The following is a 16,687-nucleotide window of genomic DNA, read 5'->3' on the forward strand; positions in this document are numbered from 1 at the left end:
AAATCACCTCAAAATGAAGGCGGTAAACAGCACATCACTGACGGCCTGTGCAGGTTGTCCGGTTACCAGCGGCGGCGCCATCACCTGTTTTATCTGCTCAACCAGAGCCTGTTTGCCCTGTTCGGTTGCCAGCTGCGCCGCGTTCTGACGCGACAGCAGCAGCAGCAGACGGCTGCGCACTTCCGGCAGGTAATCGTTCAACCGGCGACGGGTATCCTCATCCGGCAGACGCAGCGTAAAGCCTACGTACAGCACGCGATCGGGATCGTTGTCAGGATTGACCAGGTTAACCGTAAACGTATCCATTGCAAAAAAGACGGGGGCGGGCGGTGGCTCAACTTTCGCGGCCTCCGGTTTGTCACCCTCGTGTTTATTCATCATTCGCCAGACTGCATAGCCTGCTACGCTGCAAGCGGCCAGTGTTAAAATCAGTAACACCGGAATCAGTAATGAACGTTTGCGGCCTTTTGCTTTCGCGTTATCAGACATGTTTGCAGTACTTCCTGTGAATTATGGGCAAGCCTCTCGGCTTACCTGAACAGATTATCCCGCGTCTTAAGTCAAACAATGGGAAGAAAAGACGCGAGTTTTACGCTTACCTTCAGCGTTTAGCCGCTGTCAGGCAAAAATATCAACGCCACCGCTGCCGGCAGCGCGCGCCTGCAGGGTCGCCGGAACGGCTACAGGTGTTATCTCACTGTCACTCTCCAGCGCCTGAGTAAAGCGGCCATACTGGCCGTCGCGCTGATTCTCCTGCTGTCCGGCGTGCTGCTGCTGGCTCTGGGCAAACGCGTCGCTGCTGACCTGACTCTGGCCCAGGTTAATGCCGCTCTCCGCCAGTGCACTGCGCAGCTGAGGCAGGGCGGCTTCCAGCGCCGCTCTGACATGGCTGTGACCTGAAACCAGCGTAAGCTGCGCCTGGTCCTTATCCATTGTCAGGCTGATCTGCAGCGCGCCTAAATCTTCCGGATGCAGCCGCAGTTCAGCATTCTGCTGCCCGTTGCGGCTGAACATCACAATCTGCTGACCCAGCGCCTGCTGCCACTCCTGACTGCCAAGCTGTGCATTCAGCATCGGCGTTGACGGCGTGCCCTGCAGGCTGGCGCTGGCGGTATTAACCGGTGCGCTGCTGCTGAACAGGGTGCTGAGATGCGCGGCTGGCTGCTCCTGTCCGGCTGACAGCGCGTGCCGCTCATCGCTTTTACTGAGCCCCCCCAGCATCTGCCGGAAACTCTCATCCAGCGTCAGTGCCCCACTACCGGCGGGCGCGGTGCTGCTGTGACTGCTGGCGGCCAGGGCGTCAGCGCGCGCGGTAAGCGCTGGCGCATCCTGACTGCCGGTGTGGGGTACCGCCGCGTCTGCCTGCTCAGTTGCCTGCGCGGTGCCCGTCAGCAGCGCCCCTGTCAGCGCCGCGTTAAGCGGCGTACCTGCGGTGGCGTTAGCGGCTACCGGCGGCTGAGCACCGGAGGCCAGCGGCGGACGGTTTTCCACCATCGCCGGCAGCATGGCAAACAGCGCCTGCACGTTCTGTAAGTCGCTGGCACTTAACGGAGTAACGGCAGGCTCATCACTATCATCGGCGGATTTAAGCCCGGCTTTAGATCCCGCCGGCTGGAAAAGTGCATTTAAGGCATCTGGTTTGTCCAGTGCCTGCAGCAGCGTACTCAGTGATGTTTTATCATCTTTACCGGCAGCCTCTTCAGCGCCGCGGGTCTCACCCGGCTGCAGTTTTCCCTGCTGTTTCGCCAGCGCCAGCAGCTGATTACCCAGCTCGGTGATAAAATGGGACGGCAGACTGTCACCCGTTGCCGTGTTCTCTGGTGCCGCATCCGTTGCGACAGCTGTTTTAGCGACTTTTGCAGTATGCGTAAGCAGGGCTTGCAGCGTAGTCATTCGCTTTTCCTCAGTGCGGCCCGTTGGGCAAATTCATCCATCCGTTTCTGATCGAGACGGTTTTCCTGACGCAATGCACTCTCTTCAGCGCGGGTGATCAGCATCTGATAGGCATTGAGTTTTTTATGTTTTTCCCGCCAGCTGCCCAGCGCCTGTTCAGTGCGCTGATCCCACTGGCTGAGCTGCTGGCGATGCTGGTCAATCGCTTTTTCCAGCGTCTGAATAAACTGGTGGTAGTTGCTCCAGCGCATGCTGGTAATACCGCCGGACATATCCTGATTGAGCTTGTTGCGATACTCATCCAGATAGTCCAGCAGCATGCTGAGCTGTTCATTAGCCTGCTGCTGGCCGCGCCGCATGTTGCCAAGATGGACGACAGCATCGTCCAGATCCTGTTCGGCAAGGTCGCGCAGGGTGTCAATTGCACTGGCGGTTTTCATGGGTCAGCCTCGTCTGATAACAGCGTTAACCAAACAGCGTCTGCAGGTGCAGGCAGGCGTCATCATATTCACTGCGCTCAAAAATCCCCTGATGCAGAAATGCTTCCATCTGCGGATAGAGCGTAATTGCCCGGTCCAGCATCGGATCGCTGCCGGCGGCGTAGGCGCCAACGCTGACCAGATCGCGGTTACGCTGATAGCTGGACAGCAGCTGCTTAAACTGCCGCACGCGGGCGTAATGTGTTTCATCAATCAGCGAGGTCATTACGCGACTGATCGACGCTTCGATATCAATAGCCGGGTAGTGACCCGCTTCCGCCAGCCGGCGCGACAGAACAATATGCCCGTCCAGAATGGCGCGCGCGGAGTCAGCGATAGGATCCTGCTGATCGTCACCCTCGGTCAGTACGGTATAAAACGCCGTGATTGACCCGCCGCCGTCGATGCCGTTCCCGGCCCGTTCTACCAGCGCCGGCAGCTTGGCGAATACGGAAGGGGGATAGCCTTTAGTTGCCGGCGGCTCACCAATTGCCAGCGCAATTTCACGCTGCGCCATCGCGTAGCGGGTCAGCGAGTCCATGATCAGCAGTACGTGCTGGCCGCGATCGCGAAAATCTTCCGCAATGCGCGTGGCGTAGGCGGCGCCCTGCATGCGCAGCAGCGGGGAGACATCGGCCGGCGCGGCGATCACCACCGAGCGGGCGCGGCCTTCGGCACCCAGAATATTTTCGATGAACTCTTTGACTTCACGGCCGCGTTCGCCAATCAGGCCAACCACAATTACGTCGGCTTTGGTATAGCGCGCCATCATGCCCAGCAGCACCGATTTACCCACGCCGGAACCGGCAAACAGTCCCATGCGCTGGCCGCGTCCCACCGTCAGCAGGGCGTTAATGGCCCGCACGCCAGTATCAAGCACGTCATGGATCGGCGTGCGCTGCAGCGGGTTAAAGTGCGGGGTGATCAGGGGTGCGCGATAACCGGTTTCAGGCGCAGGCAGGCCATCAAGCGGCTTGCCGCTGCCATCCAGCACCCGTCCCAGCAGTTCCGGTCCCAGCAGCAGCTGTTTGCCGCTGTGCTCGCCGTTCATGCGCGCATAGACGCGGGCGCCGGGCAAAATACCGTCAACTTCTTCCAGCGGCATCAGAAACAGCTTCTGCCCGTTAAAGCCCACCACTTCACTCTCTACTTCGGTGATGTGGCCGTTGTCATGGCGTTCAATAATGCAGGTTGCGCCCAGCGGCAGCTGCAGCCCGGTCGCTTCCAGCACCAGCCCGGTGGCGCGCGTCAGGCGCCCATAGCGTCGCACGGTCTGCACCTGGCTGATACGCTGTTCAAAGGAGTCGAGTGCGCCAAGCCAGCGCGACAGACGAGACGTCATCAGAGTGCTCCCGGCGCTGCCAGACGGCACAGCTCCTGCCAGCGGGTTGCCACGCTGGCGTCAAGATCGCCATCTTCAGCGCTGAGCTTGCAGCCGCCGGGGTGCAGCGTACTGTCCGCCAGCAGCCGCCAGCCGTGCAGATCAAGCGTGGGGCCAAGCGTCTGCTCCACGCGCTGCAGGTCGTCCGGATGCACGCGCAGCTGCGGTTTGCCGCTGAACATCGGTTCCTGCTGGATCAGCTGCTGGATTTGCCGCAGCAGGGCGCTGCCATCCACCTGCGTCGCCTGACCGATAACGGTACGGGCGGCCTCCAGCGCCAGCTGCATCAGCCGCGAGGCGATGACGCTGTCCAGCGCTTCCAGCGTATGGTGGAACTCAGTCACCAGCTGCTGCATGCGCGCCTGCAGCGGCGCCTGCTGCTGCTGTGCGTCGGCCAGACCCTGCTGAAAGCCGGCGTCGTAGCCATTCTGCTGCGCTTCCGCAAATCCTTTCTGGTAGCCTTCGCTGTAGCCCTGCGTCTGCGCATCTTTACGCATCTGCTGCTGCATCCGCTCCAGCTGCTGTTGCTGCTCATCCTCTTCGCTGAACGTCATGACATCAGCGTCAGCATCATGCCCCGCAGGCGGCAGGTCAGGCGCGGTGCTCAGTGGCGCTGCCAGATCGTCAGGCAGCCAGCGCTGCCACGGACGGGCAGAAAATGCATCAGACATAGGTTTCCTCGCTGCCACCAATCACCATTTCGCCCGCTTCTGCCAGACGGCGCACCACCAGCAGAATCGCTTTTTGTTCGTTCTCTACTGCAGACATACGCACCGGACCGCGGTTGGCCAGGTCGTCGCGCAGGATGTCGGCTGCACGCGCAGACATGTTCTTGAGGAACTTCTCGCGCAGCGGCTGCTCGGAACCTTTCAGCGCAATCAGCAGCTGCTCGGACTCCACTTCCTGCAGCAGACGCTGGATGCTGCGATCGTCCACTTCCACCAGGTTTTCGAACAGGAACATCTCGTCGATGATTTTCTGTGCCAGTTCGCCGTCGAAATCGCGTACCGCTTCGATGACCGCCTCTTCCTGCTGCGTTTTCATCAGGTTGATAATTTCGGCCGCGGTTCTCACGCCGCCCATCTTCGCACGCTTGAGGTTGGTGCCATCCAGCAGGCTGTTCAGGACTTCAGTCAGCTCCGCCAGCGCCGCTGGCTGAACGCCGCCGAAGGTGGCGATACGCAGCATCACATCGTGACGCAGGCGTTCGTCAAACAGCGCCAGAATATCGGCCGCCTGACCACGTTTCAGGTGCACCAGGATGGTGGCGATGATCTGCGGATGTTCGTCGCGGATAAGATCGGCAGCCGCCTGCGGCTCCATAAAGTTGAGCGTTTCCATACCGCTGGTGGTTTCGCGCGTCTCCAGGATATCTTCCAGCAGGCTGGAGGCGCGCTCCTCGCCCAGCGCCTTGATCAGTACCGAGCGCAGGTAGTCGTTGGAGTTCAGGCTCAGCGCCGCAAACTGCTCAGCATCGGTCTCGAACTCACGCAGGACTTCTGTCAGCTGCTTGTGCGATATCTGCTTCATGCTGGCCATCGCCGCGCTGAGATGCTGCACTTCACGCTGGTTCAGGTGTTTAAACACTTCAGCTGCGCGCTCTTCGCCGATGGTCATCATCAGGATGGCGCTTTTTTCTGTACCGGTCAGACTCATAGTTCGTTACTCATCCATTCACGGATAACCAGCGCCACGACGCGCGGATCGTTTTCAGACATATCGCGGATGCGCTGGCTCATCACTTCGGCGCTCATGCGGTTAGAAGATTTACGCTCCTGGTCCAGCTCATCTTTATTAATCTGCACGCTATAAGCAGCTTCTTCTTCCTGCGCAGCGGCGCGGGCAGCCACGGCTTCAGCAGCGGCCTGTTCCGCTTCGCGTTTGCGCATCAGCTGCGGACGCACCAGTTTGCGGTAGAGGATGAACGCAACCAGCGCCACCAGCAGCCAGCGGCCGGCATTCATCAGCTGATCGAAGAACGATTGCTGCTGCCAGAACGGCAGATCGCCACCTGCAGGCTCGGTGGTATTGAATACCGAGTTCACCACATTGATGCTGTCGCCGCGCGTCTGCGAATAGCCCATCGCTTCGCGGGTTAAATCTTCAATCTGTTTGATCTGCTGATCGTTCAGCGCGACCGCTTTGCCTTTACCGTCATCGCGGTAGTTCACGACCACGGCGACTGACAGACGCTGCACATCGCCAACGTTGAGTTTGGTGTGGCGGATTGAGCGGTCGAGCTCATAGTTCACCGTATCATTACGGCTGGAGCTGCTCGGGCCGCTGCTCTGGCTGGCGGTGCTGGTGGTGGTACCGGCATTCTGCGCCGCATTGTTCTGGCCATTAGCCGCGTTCTGCTGCGCCGGATTTGTCACCGGTGCATTGTTAGCAGGCGCAGGCTGATTAGAGAGGGCGCCAGGTACGCCACCCGGATAAGCGCTGCCGTTCTGATCGCTGGTGCTGGTCTGACGCGAACGCACCGCGGAGTTGGCTGGATTGGCGTTTGGCTGATACTTCTCATCCGTCTGTTCACTGCGGTCGAAGTTAATCTGAGCGGTGACCTGCGCGTGTACGTTGCCCTGGCCAACAATCGGGTTCAGTATCGCTTCAATACGCTGCTGATAACGCGCTTCAACTTCAGCGGCATATTTCAGCTGGGCGTCGTTGAGATCGCGTCCTTCACTGTCGGAGCGGGTCAGCAGGCGGCCGGTCTGATCGACCACGGTGACGTTGCCCGGCGGCAGGCCCGCCACGCTGCTGGAGACCATATGCTGGATGGCCTGGATCTGCCCTTCATCCAGTGCCCGGCCAGGCTGCAGCGTCAGCGTCACTGAAGCCGACGGCGCTTTCTGTTCGCGAACGAAAAGGGTAGGTTTCGGCATCGCCAGGTGCACGCGTACGGCCTTGACCGGACCCAGCGTTTCAATCGTGCGTGCCAGTTCACCCTCCAGCGCACGCTGGTAGTTGATCTGCTCGCTGAACTGGCTGATACCGAACTTCTCTTTATCCATCAGCTCAAAGCCTACCGAGCCGCCTTTCGGCAGGCCCTGCTGCGCGAGGCGCAGGCGCAGTTCATGCACTTTATCGGCCGGCACCATCAGGGCACCGCCGTTTTCAGCGAACTGATAGGGGATGTTCATCTGCGTCAGCTGGGTGACAATGGCGCCGCCATCTTCATCAGAGAGGTTGTTATAGAGCACGCGGTAATCGGGCGCTTTGGCCCAGAGCACCAGCGCCAGCACAACCGCAATGGCTGCGGCCGCAGCGATGATGAGGGGAATTCGCGGATTAGCGCGCAGGCGGGCGAAAAGGTCTGTTATGCCTTTCTTTGCTGTATCCTGTGTAGCGGCTGCACTCGCATTCATGACCGATTCCTGCCTGACATAATTGACCGGGTAAGTTGTGGTAACAAAACAGACTCCCTGATACGTCTACCCGGTAATTGCGCTGCTGGCCATTAGAGTGCCGGCGGTAGCTGACGAAGTGAGCTCCCCGCACGGGCGTTTCCTTTCGGACCGCGCCGCAAAAACTTTAGGGTAAAAATGAAATTCCAATCTTATGGCAGGCATTATTGATGAATCGCATGACTTCGATGGCTGAATAAGCCGGGGTTTTAGGGGCTATTTAGCGCCTTTGTCCTATTGACACTGTGCTAACTTTGCAGGCGTAAAAAATTCACTCCCTTTTTCTGCGAGGTATAAAGATGTCAATTCAGGCAATAGATGGCGTGCTGCAGCAGCTGCAGATGACCTCACTGCAGGCGGCCGGCAAGGAAACTCACTCCTCCGGCCAGCTCGATTTTGGTGCCACGATGAAAGCGGCGCTGGACAAGATCAGTGAAACCCAGACCACCGCCCGCACGCAGGCGCAGGATTTTGAGCTCGGTAAGCCTGGCGTGCAGCTTAACGACGTCATGGTTGATCTGCAGAAGTCCTCTATCTCTATGCAGATGGGGATTCAGGTGCGCAACAAGCTGGTGAGTGCGTACAGCGATATTATGAATATGCAGGTTTAGCTTTGTAAGTAGCTGAATAAAAAAATAAATACTACATTGCAGCCTTAGCGGAGCACGTATGTAGCACAAGATCGTTCATTTTCGTGTTGATGATGGATAGCTGATCCGTATTGTTCTCTGACATCCAGGTGCCATAAACCCGGTAGACCATCTGCGCATCTGAATGGCCCATTTGCGCGGCGACGTAATTCGGGTTTGCGCCTGCAGACAATGCCCAGCATGCGAAGGTATGCCTGGACTGATATGCTTTACGGTGGCGAAGGCCTGCACGCTTAAGTGCACCGTTCCATATCTGACCCAGCGACTCAGCAGAGTAGTAGCTGCCTGCTCGCCCGTTAACAGAGTCAATGCTGGCGTTAAATACGAATGTCTTCTGATCCTCTATCCGTTCCCCGTACTCTCTGGTGTGAAAGGTGAATGATATCTGGGGATACATTCTTGTCAGCTGGCGCTGGTCCCGGAGAACCTCTACTGCTGCATCAATCATGCTGATGACCCTGTTGCCCGCTTCAGTTTTCGGTGGAGTAAAAATACCCTGTGGAGTCAGATTGCGTGACACTGTGATTGTTTTCGCCTCGAGATCTATATCTTCCCATGCAAGCGCACATATCTCCCCGTGACGCAGCCCTGTCATAATCGCCAGTGACCACATGTTGGCGGTCTGGCGAGTACGGCATCCCGCTATGAGGCGCGGAAACTCATCACGGGTAATTGGGTCTGGACGCTTATTGGATTTTTTAAGAGGCTTAATACCCGTCATTGGGTTTGCCTCTATATATCCGTTGCCGTGTGCAAAGGCGAAGATGGCTTTCAGATCGGACATGCTGGAGTTCACAGTAGCGGCCGTTCTTCCTTTCTTCTGTATATTCATTCCTCTGCCAGTGAAATAGCTCCCGTTTAGCAGCTCGATACGCAGGTTAAGCAGGTCCTTCTGCATGATCGACTTTATGTCCCTGCTGTTGCCAATGTTGTCGAGCGTGACGCGAACCCGTCGCTCTGTTGTCACATACGAACTGTTTGCCCAGTCAGGCTTTTTGAGTTTTAGCCATAAATCCGCGACATCACGTATGGCAACTGGTTTTGAAGATTCCGGTTCATTTTTAAATGATGGCGAGTCGGGGAACTGACTGCGGTAATCAAACGTCCCTGTCTTTATCCGGTACACAATATTGCTACGCAGCTCGCCAGCCATTTTCCTGTTTTTCGGCGTGTCAGGTACCCCGAGCGCCTCCCACCGTCTTTGCCCTTCAAACATGAACCAGATGCGAAGATGGTTCTTGTTCGGGGCAACACCTGTTGGATATCCAGCCATTTTCCATTCTCCTGTTGAAAGGGATCTGCATTTAAGCAGATTTGCGCCGGGGAATCGCTGCCGGCAGGCTGTCTATCCATTTCTCAACAAGCTTCCAGTCATAGAAGCACTGGCTGTTATCGAAGGGGATGCCATCGGCCGAAACGTGCTTGTACTCTCTTCCCTCCATCCAGCATTCAGTACGTGCCTTTTTTATAGTGTTGCCCTTCAGTCCGGTAATTGTTTGAAGAACAGATTCTGACACCCATTTACTCGGCATCAGCTGAATTACGTTTTCCATAAAACCTCCGAAATACGCATAAGCGCTACTGAGACGGGCGCCGATCGTGCCGCATCACAGGTAGCTGAAGATGGTTTTGATTATGATGATTGCTACGATGGTGATGATGAGGTGGAGTGGGGTGATCATGCGGTGTCTGCCGGCCGTCTATGCCGTCCTCCGGTTCTTCTCTGCCCAGATAACCTTTTCATGATCTTCTCTGCACTCGCAGCTGCAGTAACTGCATCCATCGCGGGAAGGTTCACCACAGTCGCCGTTAAGGCAAATGGATGACCGCGGTTCCGGGCGAGGCCGGTTAGCAAGGGCGATTTCTGTATTCAGAATTTCAAGGTCTGACGCATCATCTGCAATGTCGCACATAGTTATTCTCCAGAATTTGGGCGTAAAAAAACCTGCCGGAGCAGGTTGTTATGATTTCATGCGGCCTATTTCGTAATTTCGCCGGTTAATTTCGGTCTGAATGTCATCCAGCCTTCTCTGGTCGCTCGGGTCAAAGGTTCCGTTTTCAGCATGCTCAAGTAGATTCCGTTCTTCTTCCATGAGCTCATCAATCTTCCTCCTGTGCTCACGCTCACCTTCTTCAATGCCATCACGATTCGAATGAAGACTCATAGCTTCTCCTCCTTCTGATAAATCGGGTCAGTGCCGCGCGGGAACTGCAGGGCGGCGTTCCTGTAATGCTGCAGGCGCTCGCGGAAATACTCCCGCTGGCTCTCCGGCTGCTGCAGCTCCACTTCCATAGCGATAACCGGCATGTTCATGCGCTCTTTGTAGGCGACGCCTGATGCAGCCAGATCGACATTAACCTTATCGCGCTCTTCTTTACTGCGTGCTGCGAGATTGTGTGACATAGCGATTCCTCCTGACTGGAGTATATCGCTACCGGCGCACCTCGGCGCATTCTAATTGCACCAGTGGCCGGCGCTCATGTAGACGCGCCCTTATCTGCTCGCAGGCTTCAATGGTTGGATATATACGCTCAGACACCGGAGCGGGAAGGGCAGAGACTATTACGATGACGAAGCCGATGAGCATGCTGCCTCCGGTTCCTTTGTCAGCACTGCCAGCGCAACAGCTTCACCCAGGTCGTGTAGTCGCGAGTACATCTCCAGCGAGAATTCAATACGTGCCTCCCGGTCAGACAGGAAGCGAATCAGCGGCTCTTTCAGCTCAACCGGCATCGGGTGAATAGGCATGCTCATCCTCCACGCGCTTAAACTCAATTACCCACACCCACGGGTTAGCCTGCCAGCTGTCAGCGCCGTAGATGGATTCCCACAAACTGGCGAAGCTGTTGATATGTGATGCTCGATACGCCCCATGCTCACCCAGCGACGTCCACTTTTCTTCCGGCACGCCTTTAGCGGCAAACCAAACTGCAGAGCCAACACCTTCGGAAGCTGAGTCCTCTTCACTGATACTGCTCAATCGCTCCACACGAACGCCGGTAATCTCCAGCGTTATGCGGGAAGCCTCGCGATAGCAGCCGTTTGACATGCAACTGCCCTCAACCATAGGCTTAATGCGCTCAGGTACAGAAACTATCCGATACTCGCCATCAGCCTCATAACGAACATGAGCACGGTGATTTTGCAGAAGTAAATCGACGCGGGTCTTCTCACGTACCCATAGTCGATCGCCTACTGCACCGAAAGGGCAGGTGTAGCCCTCATCCTCGCTGGCAACACCAAAAACCTGCTTCTTAGCTGGCTGTAAGTAACCGTCTTTATCGACCACACCGGGCGTATACCACCGAGCGGTAAAGTCCGTTTCCAGCTCCATATTCATCGGACAGAAATCGGCGGACGGCTGCACTTTCATGATCCGGCGCGTCTGCGTCTTTCTGCCGTCCAGCACTGCTCGAACCATTTCGGCATTTAAGAGGATCGGGCGCTCTTTCGGTTTGATGTCAAATTGCATAAGCCACCCCCGTCCAGATGATTGTGCACGCTACCCACATAACAGCCCACATCTTGCCGCGAGTGCTCATTGGTCACCTTCCTGTGCTGGGCGTTGATTCCATTCCTGACGAACCTCAGAATAAAAAAGAGGGCAAGTTTCGTGAGCATATTTGCTGCCTGAGCGACATCTGCAGTCCGGGCACACGACAAAGTAATATCGCCCGCCGCTGCCGTACTCTGGGTGATCTGGCTCACTGGTTAAATAAGGCTTTTTCGATCCGCAAAACGGACAAGGTTTAAGTGTTGCGCTCATTTGCCACCTGCCAGTGATTCATATTGGGAAGGAGTGGTGTCGGTTTCGGCGCGGAGCCGGGAGGCGCTATGTTTGGGTAACTGCTTGTTGGCTTCCAGCACCATTTTGCTACCATCATCTAGGCTCCATTCAACGCGGCCACCCTCGGACATAACTAACTGCCAAACCATCTGCGCAGCTTCATTGGTCACGTCACGGCCGCGGTCATTACCAACACGCTGGCGGACGCCGTTGCCGAGGTCTTTCATCTTCGCGAGTTGGATAGTTTTGCTAAATGGTGAAAAGCCAAGTTCTAATCGTGCCATCTCTTTCCCCTCATGCAATGCCAGCCGGGTACAGGCCAGCATCACTCCATCAGTGTTGCGCCATACCGGCCGCGTCGGGTGTCTCTGAAGTCGCCCCAGACCTCTAGAACAGGTTGGGTGACGATGATTTGTGGCAGAGGAGGGTGCTTAGCCATCTCCTCATGCTCTCTGCGTATCAGCTCAGCCAGGTAAGCATCCTCTCTGCGCTGACGTGTCAGCAGCTGCGGATGGTCGTTACCTGCTTCCTGTGCTGCTAAGGCCGCCAGAACGCCATTCAGCACTTCCTGTTTGCGACGCTTAATCTCTTCGTCAACTCCGTTCAGGCGTGACGAATGCGCCGGATATACCGGTGATGGGTTCATAAGGCGGCCTTATTGGTGGGTTAAATCAGAATGGGGTGTAACCTTCGTCGTGCAGCGGGTAATCGTTATAGGATGCGCTGCCGCCGGCTGAGCCTTTCCTGCGCTCGTCTTTGTCTTTCAGGCCTGCGACCATTCGTTCTACAGCTTCAGGCGATTTCCCTTCTGATTTCTCAAGCAGGGTCTGATGTGTCTGAGCAATGAACGGCATCCTGATTTCAAGCCCGTAAGTATCGGAGCCGTCGTTCTTACTGCGCAGCACCTTCTGCAGCACGAGGCCTACCTTCTTGCCAGCAAACTCAGGAGCAACGTACTGGCCGGCGGCCTTCATGTGATTGGTCAGCTGGGCTACGCCTGTGCAGCCCATGATGGCGTGGATCATGTTGACGCCAAAGGTGTTGTCGGTGCCGTCCTTTTTGCTGACATAAACGCTCAGATACTGCACCTTACGCCCGTCGTCAGCCTCGCCTGAAAACTCAATAGCTTTTGCGCCGCCGGAAGAAGTGGTCAGGGCCGCCTCAGTAATGGTGATGACGTAAGCACCAGACTCATTGATAAAGCCGCCCTGTCCGGCGGTCAGTGCTGCTTCCTGGTTATAGGTGAAAATAACATTGCTCATGCGGCGTTTTCCTTGAGGTTGTGAACGTTTGATAGCCCCCAGTACTCGCAGATAGTCGCATCCACGAATGCCAGGTCATTATCGATTTCATTGGTTTCAAACATGCCCATCGGCGACTTGACGGTGTCAGCGCCGTTGTTCTTGGTAGTGAAGAAGAACTGCTCATCGCGGGTGAGGGTGCGCAGAACGATGGTAAACATTCCTTCGACAGTTATCTTTTCGTCGAGCATCTTTCCGATCGTCTTCATCTTGGTGCGGCCCATTGCTGTTTCTTCAGTGTGCGCAAGGAAGTAGACGCGAAGGTCATCAGGGGCATCCTGCGCGGCTTTGATGACCTCCCATGCGTGCCGGCCTATTTCGGTAAACTTATCGAACGACTTCTCCTCTGAGCGGCGCATGAACTCGTTACTCATCACGTACTGGAAGTCATCAATGATTACGACGCGCTTGCCGTAGCCTGTAGCGCCCTGGATGACTTTAACAATGACATCCCACCGGTCACTGCTAACCACTACACCCTGCTTGCTCTTTGCGTCCCACGGCTTCCAGTCTCGTGACTTGAATGGCAGCGGCTTACCTACCGGCTTAACCAGAATCACATCTTCAGGATTAAGGTTTCGCAGGCTGGTAGATTTTCCGGTTCCTGACTCGCCGAGAATTAGTGTTGCTGTGCCCATAATTACCTCTCAGAACGGGCAGGGCCCGATAAAATACATCTGCTTCAGCTTCTCGCACTTAGCCAGCAGCCGCTCCTGGTTCATCCGCACACGGTCACCTTTCTTGCGATACATCAGGGCACTTGCTACGTGTGACAGTCGCGATAACTGGCTAACTTCTTTTTCAATTTCTGGCGTCATCTGATTCATTTAAAGCGCCCTCCGCAGTAACCGCATTGCCATAGCCCACTTCGCTTTGTCGCTGTATAGATGGGCCTCTCTGGAAAGCTCCTGTGCTTTCGTGAAGTAGCGTGATTTCATTTGGTGCCTCTCTGGCTCATGGCGTTTAACAGGCTGCGGGCTGCAGCACGCATGCGGCGGGTGATACGTTCTAACTGTGATTCTGTGATAAAGGGGCAGCCCGATGCCGCCCCTGCCATTGCATAAGTAGGCATGGGGTTACTCCTGATAGTGGTTATTTACTGGTGTCAAAAAGAAAGGGAGCCATTGCGGCTCCCGTAAGGGTGAAACGTTCTGATTATTCGTAACCTTTCAAGCGGTGATGCAGAATGCATCGTCATGCCGTCACACATAACGGCATTGCGGTGTCACTCGGTTGGTTCAGAATATGCGCACCACTCTTTGATATTTACGTCCTCATGTTCAATGCCAGCAACCTGAAACGACCAAGCCCATTCGCCTGTAGGTATACCACCAGAGCCGCGCCATAAAGAGCGCCAAGCGATGAGCACACCTTCGCCATTCAAGTCATTAACTAGAACCTGCTGACATGCTTCTGGCAGCTGATCACTGCACTTAATCCACTCCATTCCTCTCTCCTGTAGTGGTTACTGGCCCACAATCGACCATCCTGTTTTCTGCCAATCCTCACCGCGGTACCATCCGCGCATTGAGCAGCCGTCTTCGGCATAGATTCTTCCTTGACGCATCTCGAAGTATTCTTCTCGGGTGAAGTATTCATTTCGTACACGCTTACCTTGCTCCATTGCCAGCAGCGCCTGACTCCACGGCAAGCCTTTGGATTCCATCTCAACCTCCTGCTATAAACCCCAGCACCATCAGCACGATAAACACTAACCAACCGCAGTAGTAATCAACGTCGCTCACCATGGTATTGGCCTTTGTTAAGGTAAAAAAATACCCGCTCGATGGCGGGTTATTTATCGAACATCCGGATGTATCTGCTGAAGAAATTGACCTGCTTAACAGAGAGGCTATCCCAATGGTTAAGCACCATGTTTTTTGCAAAACCCACGCGATTCTGCTTATCCAGAATCCGCACTGAAGCTGCTAAATTACCCATACTCACCTCTTAAATGTCTGCTGCGTACACGCTGTGATTAAAAAAGACTGCGGGTTAGGCAGCCTCAATAGTCGTAATCAAATGGATAATCCTGATACTGACTCATGTCGTCATCAGGATGTTCCTCAAACTCATCTTCACCCACGCTCACCTGCCGCCGCTGATCGGCTGTTCCATTTACTCAGTGCCAACTCAGGCGTATCCAGCATGTAAATCTTTGCGGTGCATCCCGCGCACTGAACGCCATAACTGCTATCTGAAGCAGTGCTTCCTGCCGGAGTCATTACCCAGCGTTTCAGCTGAGCCCTTGCTCCGCAGAATGGACATGGCGAGATGCCATGCTCAGTAATTAAAGTCGCTGACACGATCACCTCGCCGTTACGTTGTCTTTAGATTTGCGATAGCCAGCACTGAAGATGGCTACCTGTGGTAAGCACATCGCTGAATCAACATCGTTGCCGATATATTTCGCAGCGCCGGCCAGAATCTGCTTGTGATACTCCGTCTCGGTATCGACTGCTTTAACTACCCGGTCAGTAGGCTTGCGATTCAGTGTCAGAATCGGCCGGTAAGCTGGCTTAGCAGTTACGCCAACCAACAGGGGGTTGGCATCTTTCCATGCTGATTGCTTCTCAGCGCGGGCAGCACGGCGGCGTTCTTGTGCGTTCATGGTCATTCTCCTGTCAGTTAGCTTTGGCTGAGCGCTGTCGCTCACCAAAGCTTTCTGCTTTGAATGTTTGCGCTTTTTCAGCGCCTGATGTTAAGGAGCGGCGGGAATCATTTCCGTGTCCCTGTATTGCTTCAGCGTCCTGCTGATGGGATTTAATTTATCTCAAAGATAAACATTGGTAAATAGCAGGATGATAAATAATTTATCATTGGAGGGCGGTTTTTGGATAAATATATGTTGTTAAAGGATAAATAAATTTAGCAAATTTTCTTGAGACGTAAAAAAACCAGCTCAAGGCTGGTTTATTTAGCATTTGACGGGGAAGGGCTTACCCAAGGCGGGTGTAGTTCATCTCCCATTTGCCGACCACAAACCCCTGTATATGGAGCTGCGATTCATCGTCAGAGCTGATCTCCCATTTTTCATAAGTTTGGTTATCACTTATGACAATAAGCCTGTCCTTCAGTCTCTGCAGGCGCTTTATGTGGACGGTATCTCCATATGTGAACGCATATATGCCATCACTGACAAAGCGTCCGACTGTGACATCCAGAACCACTAATTCCCCAGGCTCCACAGACCCCTTCATGCTATCGCCTACAGCGGTCGTTATCTTTAAAGAGGACGCAGGCCTGCCGCCAAACATGCGTTTCGCATATTCAGGGTCAATCTCAATTGACTGAATTACTTCTGGATAGTCACTGTTCATCCTTCCTCCACCACAACTGATCTCCACATCAAGTTGTTCTAACCTGTATGTATGATCAGTATAGTTTCCTGAAAGATTTTGCAAGTTGTAATTGTTAGCAGACTCAGTTTTGCCTGGTTTGGAATCAGCATCTGTGTGGATGTTATCCATCCATCCTGCAGGTAATCCAAAGGCGCTCTCTACACGGCGAGCCAGCACATCACCAATGTTGCGTACAAACTTTGGCGATGCGACCTGACTGAGCTGGCTGGCAGTTATCCCAACCTTCTCTGCAAAAGCAGCCCTGGATAAGTTATTGAGGGTGTGCTCGTTTATGAGGGCGCGCAGGTTCTGCCGCCGGATGTCTTTAGTTTCCATGCCTGCAATGATCTCATTACTTAGCAAAATGATAAATATGCAAAATGATAAATCAGCTTGCACAGTATTTATCATTGAGATAAACTTTGATTAATCTTCAACAAAAAAGGGTTT

Annotated in this window: 24 protein-coding genes and 1 pseudogene; 1 reads left to right on the forward strand and 24 read right to left on the reverse strand. The window is 54.8% G+C overall.

What is annotated here, in order from left to right; all coding sequences use genetic code 11:
- Window positions 1–3: 3 nt before the first annotated feature.
- The 7 genes from fliL to fliF form a co-directional block, all read right to left on the reverse strand.
- A complete protein-coding gene (gene fliL / locus SB719_RS01610; RefSeq protein ID WP_065649013.1) occupies window positions 4–489 on the reverse strand; it encodes a flagellar basal body-associated protein FliL in 486 nt (161 codons plus the stop codon).
- 129 nt (window positions 490–618) lie between these two features.
- On the reverse strand, window positions 619–1,893 hold the full coding sequence (locus SB719_RS01615) for a flagellar hook-length control protein FliK (protein ID WP_304236080.1): 1,275 nt from the start codon (window positions 1,891–1,893) through the stop codon (window positions 619–621).
- Window positions 1,890–2,333 carry a flagellar export protein FliJ gene (gene fliJ / locus SB719_RS01620; RefSeq protein ID WP_065649015.1) on the reverse strand — a complete coding sequence of 148 codons (444 nt, stop codon included), beginning with the start codon at window positions 2,331–2,333 and terminating at the stop codon, window positions 1,890–1,892. The genes SB719_RS01615 and fliJ overlap by 4 nt, the downstream gene beginning before the upstream one ends.
- Before the next feature lie 25 nt (window positions 2,334–2,358).
- Complete coding sequence (fliI, locus tag SB719_RS01625; protein ID WP_314688120.1) at window positions 2,359–3,714, reverse strand: flagellar protein export ATPase FliI; 1,356 nt, start codon at window positions 3,712–3,714, stop codon at window positions 2,359–2,361.
- Entirely contained in the window at window positions 3,714–4,424 is a 711-nt protein-coding gene (gene fliH, locus SB719_RS01630) for a flagellar assembly protein FliH (RefSeq protein WP_292970836.1), read from the reverse strand. The genes fliI and fliH overlap by 1 nt, the downstream gene beginning before the upstream one ends.
- Window positions 4,417–5,409, reverse strand: coding sequence for a flagellar motor switch protein FliG (gene fliG, locus SB719_RS01635; RefSeq protein ID WP_304236073.1), 993 nt, complete (start codon window positions 5,407–5,409; stop codon window positions 4,417–4,419). The genes fliH and fliG overlap by 8 nt, the downstream gene beginning before the upstream one ends.
- Window positions 5,406–7,118: a flagellar basal-body MS-ring/collar protein FliF gene (fliF, locus tag SB719_RS01640; protein ID WP_065649019.1), complete on the reverse strand. Its 1,713-nt coding sequence runs from the start codon at window positions 7,116–7,118 to the stop codon at window positions 5,406–5,408. The genes fliG and fliF overlap by 4 nt, the downstream gene beginning before the upstream one ends.
- A gap of 338 nt (window positions 7,119–7,456) precedes the next feature.
- On the opposite strand from fliF, the gene fliE reads away from it, so the two are divergent.
- Window positions 7,457–7,768: a flagellar hook-basal body complex protein FliE gene (gene fliE, locus SB719_RS01645; protein ID WP_065649020.1), complete on the forward strand. Its 312-nt coding sequence runs from the start codon at window positions 7,457–7,459 to the stop codon at window positions 7,766–7,768.
- Window positions 7,769–7,799: 31 nt separating this feature from the next.
- On the opposite strand, the gene SB719_RS01650 is transcribed toward fliE, so the two are convergent.
- From SB719_RS01650 to SB719_RS01730, 17 genes and pseudogenes are all read right to left on the reverse strand, one after another.
- Window positions 7,800–9,080: an Arm DNA-binding domain-containing protein gene (locus SB719_RS01650; RefSeq protein ID WP_412158787.1), complete on the reverse strand. Its 1,281-nt coding sequence runs from the start codon at window positions 9,078–9,080 to the stop codon at window positions 7,800–7,802.
- A gap of 31 nt (window positions 9,081–9,111) precedes the next feature.
- Complete coding sequence (gene xisR / locus SB719_RS01655) at window positions 9,112–9,360, reverse strand: excisionase family protein (RefSeq protein WP_286876737.1); 249 nt, start codon at window positions 9,358–9,360, stop codon at window positions 9,112–9,114.
- Window positions 9,361–9,768: 408 nt separating this feature from the next.
- A complete protein-coding gene (locus SB719_RS01660) occupies window positions 9,769–9,972 on the reverse strand; it encodes a hypothetical protein (protein ID WP_412158788.1) in 204 nt (67 codons plus the stop codon).
- On the reverse strand, window positions 9,969–10,211 hold the full coding sequence (locus SB719_RS01665; RefSeq protein WP_412158789.1) for a DNA polymerase III subunit theta: 243 nt from the start codon (window positions 10,209–10,211) through the stop codon (window positions 9,969–9,971). Before SB719_RS01665 ends, SB719_RS01660 begins: the two co-directional genes overlap by 4 nt.
- 159 nt (window positions 10,212–10,370) lie before the next feature.
- On the reverse strand, window positions 10,371–10,556 hold the full coding sequence (locus tag SB719_RS01670; RefSeq protein ID WP_412158790.1) for a hypothetical protein: 186 nt from the start codon (window positions 10,554–10,556) through the stop codon (window positions 10,371–10,373).
- Complete coding sequence (locus tag SB719_RS01675; protein WP_412158791.1) at window positions 10,531–11,280, reverse strand: hypothetical protein; 750 nt, start codon at window positions 11,278–11,280, stop codon at window positions 10,531–10,533. The genes SB719_RS01670 and SB719_RS01675 overlap by 26 nt, the downstream gene beginning before the upstream one ends.
- 374 nt (window positions 11,281–11,654) lie before the next feature.
- Window positions 11,655–11,879 (reverse strand): annotated as a pseudogene (locus tag SB719_RS01680) (hypothetical protein); the annotation flags it as partial.
- Between the two features lie 41 nt (window positions 11,880–11,920).
- A complete protein-coding gene (locus tag SB719_RS01685; protein WP_412158792.1) occupies window positions 11,921–12,241 on the reverse strand; it encodes a hypothetical protein in 321 nt (106 codons plus the stop codon).
- Between the two features lie 25 nt (window positions 12,242–12,266).
- The gene (locus tag SB719_RS01690; RefSeq protein ID WP_412158793.1) at window positions 12,267–12,857 is read right to left on the reverse strand and encodes a DUF669 domain-containing protein; all 591 of its coding nucleotides are present in this window, start codon (window positions 12,855–12,857) and stop codon (window positions 12,267–12,269) included.
- A complete protein-coding gene (locus tag SB719_RS01695) occupies window positions 12,854–13,534 on the reverse strand; it encodes an AAA family ATPase (protein WP_412158794.1) in 681 nt (226 codons plus the stop codon). Before SB719_RS01695 ends, SB719_RS01690 begins: the two co-directional genes overlap by 4 nt.
- Before the next feature lie 9 nt (window positions 13,535–13,543).
- Window positions 13,544–13,723, reverse strand: coding sequence for a hypothetical protein (locus SB719_RS01700; RefSeq protein WP_412158795.1), 180 nt, complete (start codon window positions 13,721–13,723; stop codon window positions 13,544–13,546).
- A 107-nt stretch (window positions 13,724–13,830) separates the two neighbouring features.
- A complete protein-coding gene (locus SB719_RS01705) occupies window positions 13,831–13,968 on the reverse strand; it encodes a protease FtsH-inhibitory lysogeny factor CIII (RefSeq protein WP_412158796.1) in 138 nt (45 codons plus the stop codon).
- Window positions 13,969–14,121: 153 nt separating this feature from the next.
- Window positions 14,122–14,343, reverse strand: coding sequence for a DUF551 domain-containing protein (locus SB719_RS01710; protein WP_412158797.1), 222 nt, complete (start codon window positions 14,341–14,343; stop codon window positions 14,122–14,124).
- An 18-nt stretch (window positions 14,344–14,361) separates the two neighbouring features.
- Complete coding sequence (locus SB719_RS01715) at window positions 14,362–14,562, reverse strand: hypothetical protein (RefSeq protein WP_412158798.1); 201 nt, start codon at window positions 14,560–14,562, stop codon at window positions 14,362–14,364.
- 412 nt (window positions 14,563–14,974) lie between these two features.
- Window positions 14,975–15,208, reverse strand: coding sequence for a Lar family restriction alleviation protein (locus SB719_RS01720; RefSeq protein ID WP_412158799.1), 234 nt, complete (start codon window positions 15,206–15,208; stop codon window positions 14,975–14,977).
- Entirely contained in the window at window positions 15,205–15,507 is a 303-nt protein-coding gene (locus tag SB719_RS01725) for an antitermination protein N (protein WP_412158800.1), read from the reverse strand. Before SB719_RS01725 ends, SB719_RS01720 begins: the two co-directional genes overlap by 4 nt.
- Window positions 15,508–15,835: 328 nt before the next feature.
- Window positions 15,836–16,636 (reverse strand): S24 family peptidase, encoded by an 801-nt coding sequence (locus SB719_RS01730; protein ID WP_412158801.1) that lies wholly within the window; start codon window positions 16,634–16,636, stop codon window positions 15,836–15,838.
- Window positions 16,637–16,687: the final 51 nt, after the last annotated feature.

The organism is Pantoea sp. SIMBA_079 (genome assembly GCF_046940275.1).
Classification (GTDB): Bacteria; Pseudomonadota; Gammaproteobacteria; order Enterobacterales; family Enterobacteriaceae; genus Pantoea; species Pantoea borealis.

What these genes read in the sequence shown, in the direction of transcription:
- fliL (WP_065649013.1), bottom strand. Translation starts at nt 489, where the DNA reads ATGTCTGATAACGCGAAAGCAAAAGGCCGCAAACGTTCATTACTGATT.
- SB719_RS01675 (WP_412158791.1), bottom strand. Translation starts at nt 11,280, where the DNA reads ATGCAATTTGACATCAAACCGAAAGAGCGCCCGATCCTCTTAAATGCC.
- SB719_RS01700 (WP_412158795.1), bottom strand. Translation starts at nt 13,723, where the DNA reads ATGAATCAGATGACGCCAGAAATTGAAAAAGAAGTTAGCCAGTTATCG.
- SB719_RS01660 (WP_412158788.1), bottom strand. Translation starts at nt 9,972, where the DNA reads ATGAGTCTTCATTCGAATCGTGATGGCATTGAAGAAGGTGAGCGTGAG.
- fliI (WP_314688120.1), bottom strand. Translation starts at nt 3,714, where the DNA reads ATGACGTCTCGTCTGTCGCGCTGGCTTGGCGCACTCGACTCCTTTGAA.
- fliJ (WP_065649015.1), bottom strand. Translation starts at nt 2,333, where the DNA reads ATGAAAACCGCCAGTGCAATTGACACCCTGCGCGACCTTGCCGAACAG.
- SB719_RS01705 (WP_412158796.1), bottom strand. Translation starts at nt 13,968, where the DNA reads ATGCCTACTTATGCAATGGCAGGGGCGGCATCGGGCTGCCCCTTTATC.
- SB719_RS01685 (WP_412158792.1), bottom strand. Translation starts at nt 12,241, where the DNA reads ATGAACCCATCACCGGTATATCCGGCGCATTCGTCACGCCTGAACGGA.
- fliH (WP_292970836.1), bottom strand. Translation starts at nt 4,424, where the DNA reads ATGTCTGATGCATTTTCTGCCCGTCCGTGGCAGCGCTGGCTGCCTGAC.
- SB719_RS01710 (WP_412158797.1), bottom strand. Translation starts at nt 14,343, where the DNA reads ATGGAGTGGATTAAGTGCAGTGATCAGCTGCCAGAAGCATGTCAGCAG.
- fliG (WP_304236073.1), bottom strand. Translation starts at nt 5,409, where the DNA reads ATGAGTCTGACCGGTACAGAAAAAAGCGCCATCCTGATGATGACCATC.
- SB719_RS01650 (WP_412158787.1), bottom strand. Translation starts at nt 9,080, where the DNA reads ATGGCTGGATATCCAACAGGTGTTGCCCCGAACAAGAACCATCTTCGC.
- xisR (WP_286876737.1), bottom strand. Translation starts at nt 9,360, where the DNA reads ATGGAAAACGTAATTCAGCTGATGCCGAGTAAATGGGTGTCAGAATCT.
- SB719_RS01690 (WP_412158793.1), bottom strand. Translation starts at nt 12,857, where the DNA reads ATGAGCAATGTTATTTTCACCTATAACCAGGAAGCAGCACTGACCGCC.
- fliE (WP_065649020.1), top strand. Translation starts at nt 7,457, where the DNA reads ATGTCAATTCAGGCAATAGATGGCGTGCTGCAGCAGCTGCAGATGACC.
- SB719_RS01715 (WP_412158798.1), bottom strand. Translation starts at nt 14,562, where the DNA reads ATGGAATCCAAAGGCTTGCCGTGGAGTCAGGCGCTGCTGGCAATGGAG.
- fliF (WP_065649019.1), bottom strand. Translation starts at nt 7,118, where the DNA reads ATGAATGCGAGTGCAGCCGCTACACAGGATACAGCAAAGAAAGGCATA.
- SB719_RS01665 (WP_412158789.1), bottom strand. Translation starts at nt 10,211, where the DNA reads ATGTCACACAATCTCGCAGCACGCAGTAAAGAAGAGCGCGATAAGGTT.
- SB719_RS01725 (WP_412158800.1), bottom strand. Translation starts at nt 15,507, where the DNA reads ATGAACGCACAAGAACGCCGCCGTGCTGCCCGCGCTGAGAAGCAATCA.
- SB719_RS01670 (WP_412158790.1), bottom strand. Translation starts at nt 10,556, where the DNA reads ATGCCTATTCACCCGATGCCGGTTGAGCTGAAAGAGCCGCTGATTCGC.
- SB719_RS01615 (WP_304236080.1), bottom strand. Translation starts at nt 1,893, where the DNA reads ATGACTACGCTGCAAGCCCTGCTTACGCATACTGCAAAAGTCGCTAAA.
- SB719_RS01695 (WP_412158794.1), bottom strand. Translation starts at nt 13,534, where the DNA reads ATGGGCACAGCAACACTAATTCTCGGCGAGTCAGGAACCGGAAAATCT.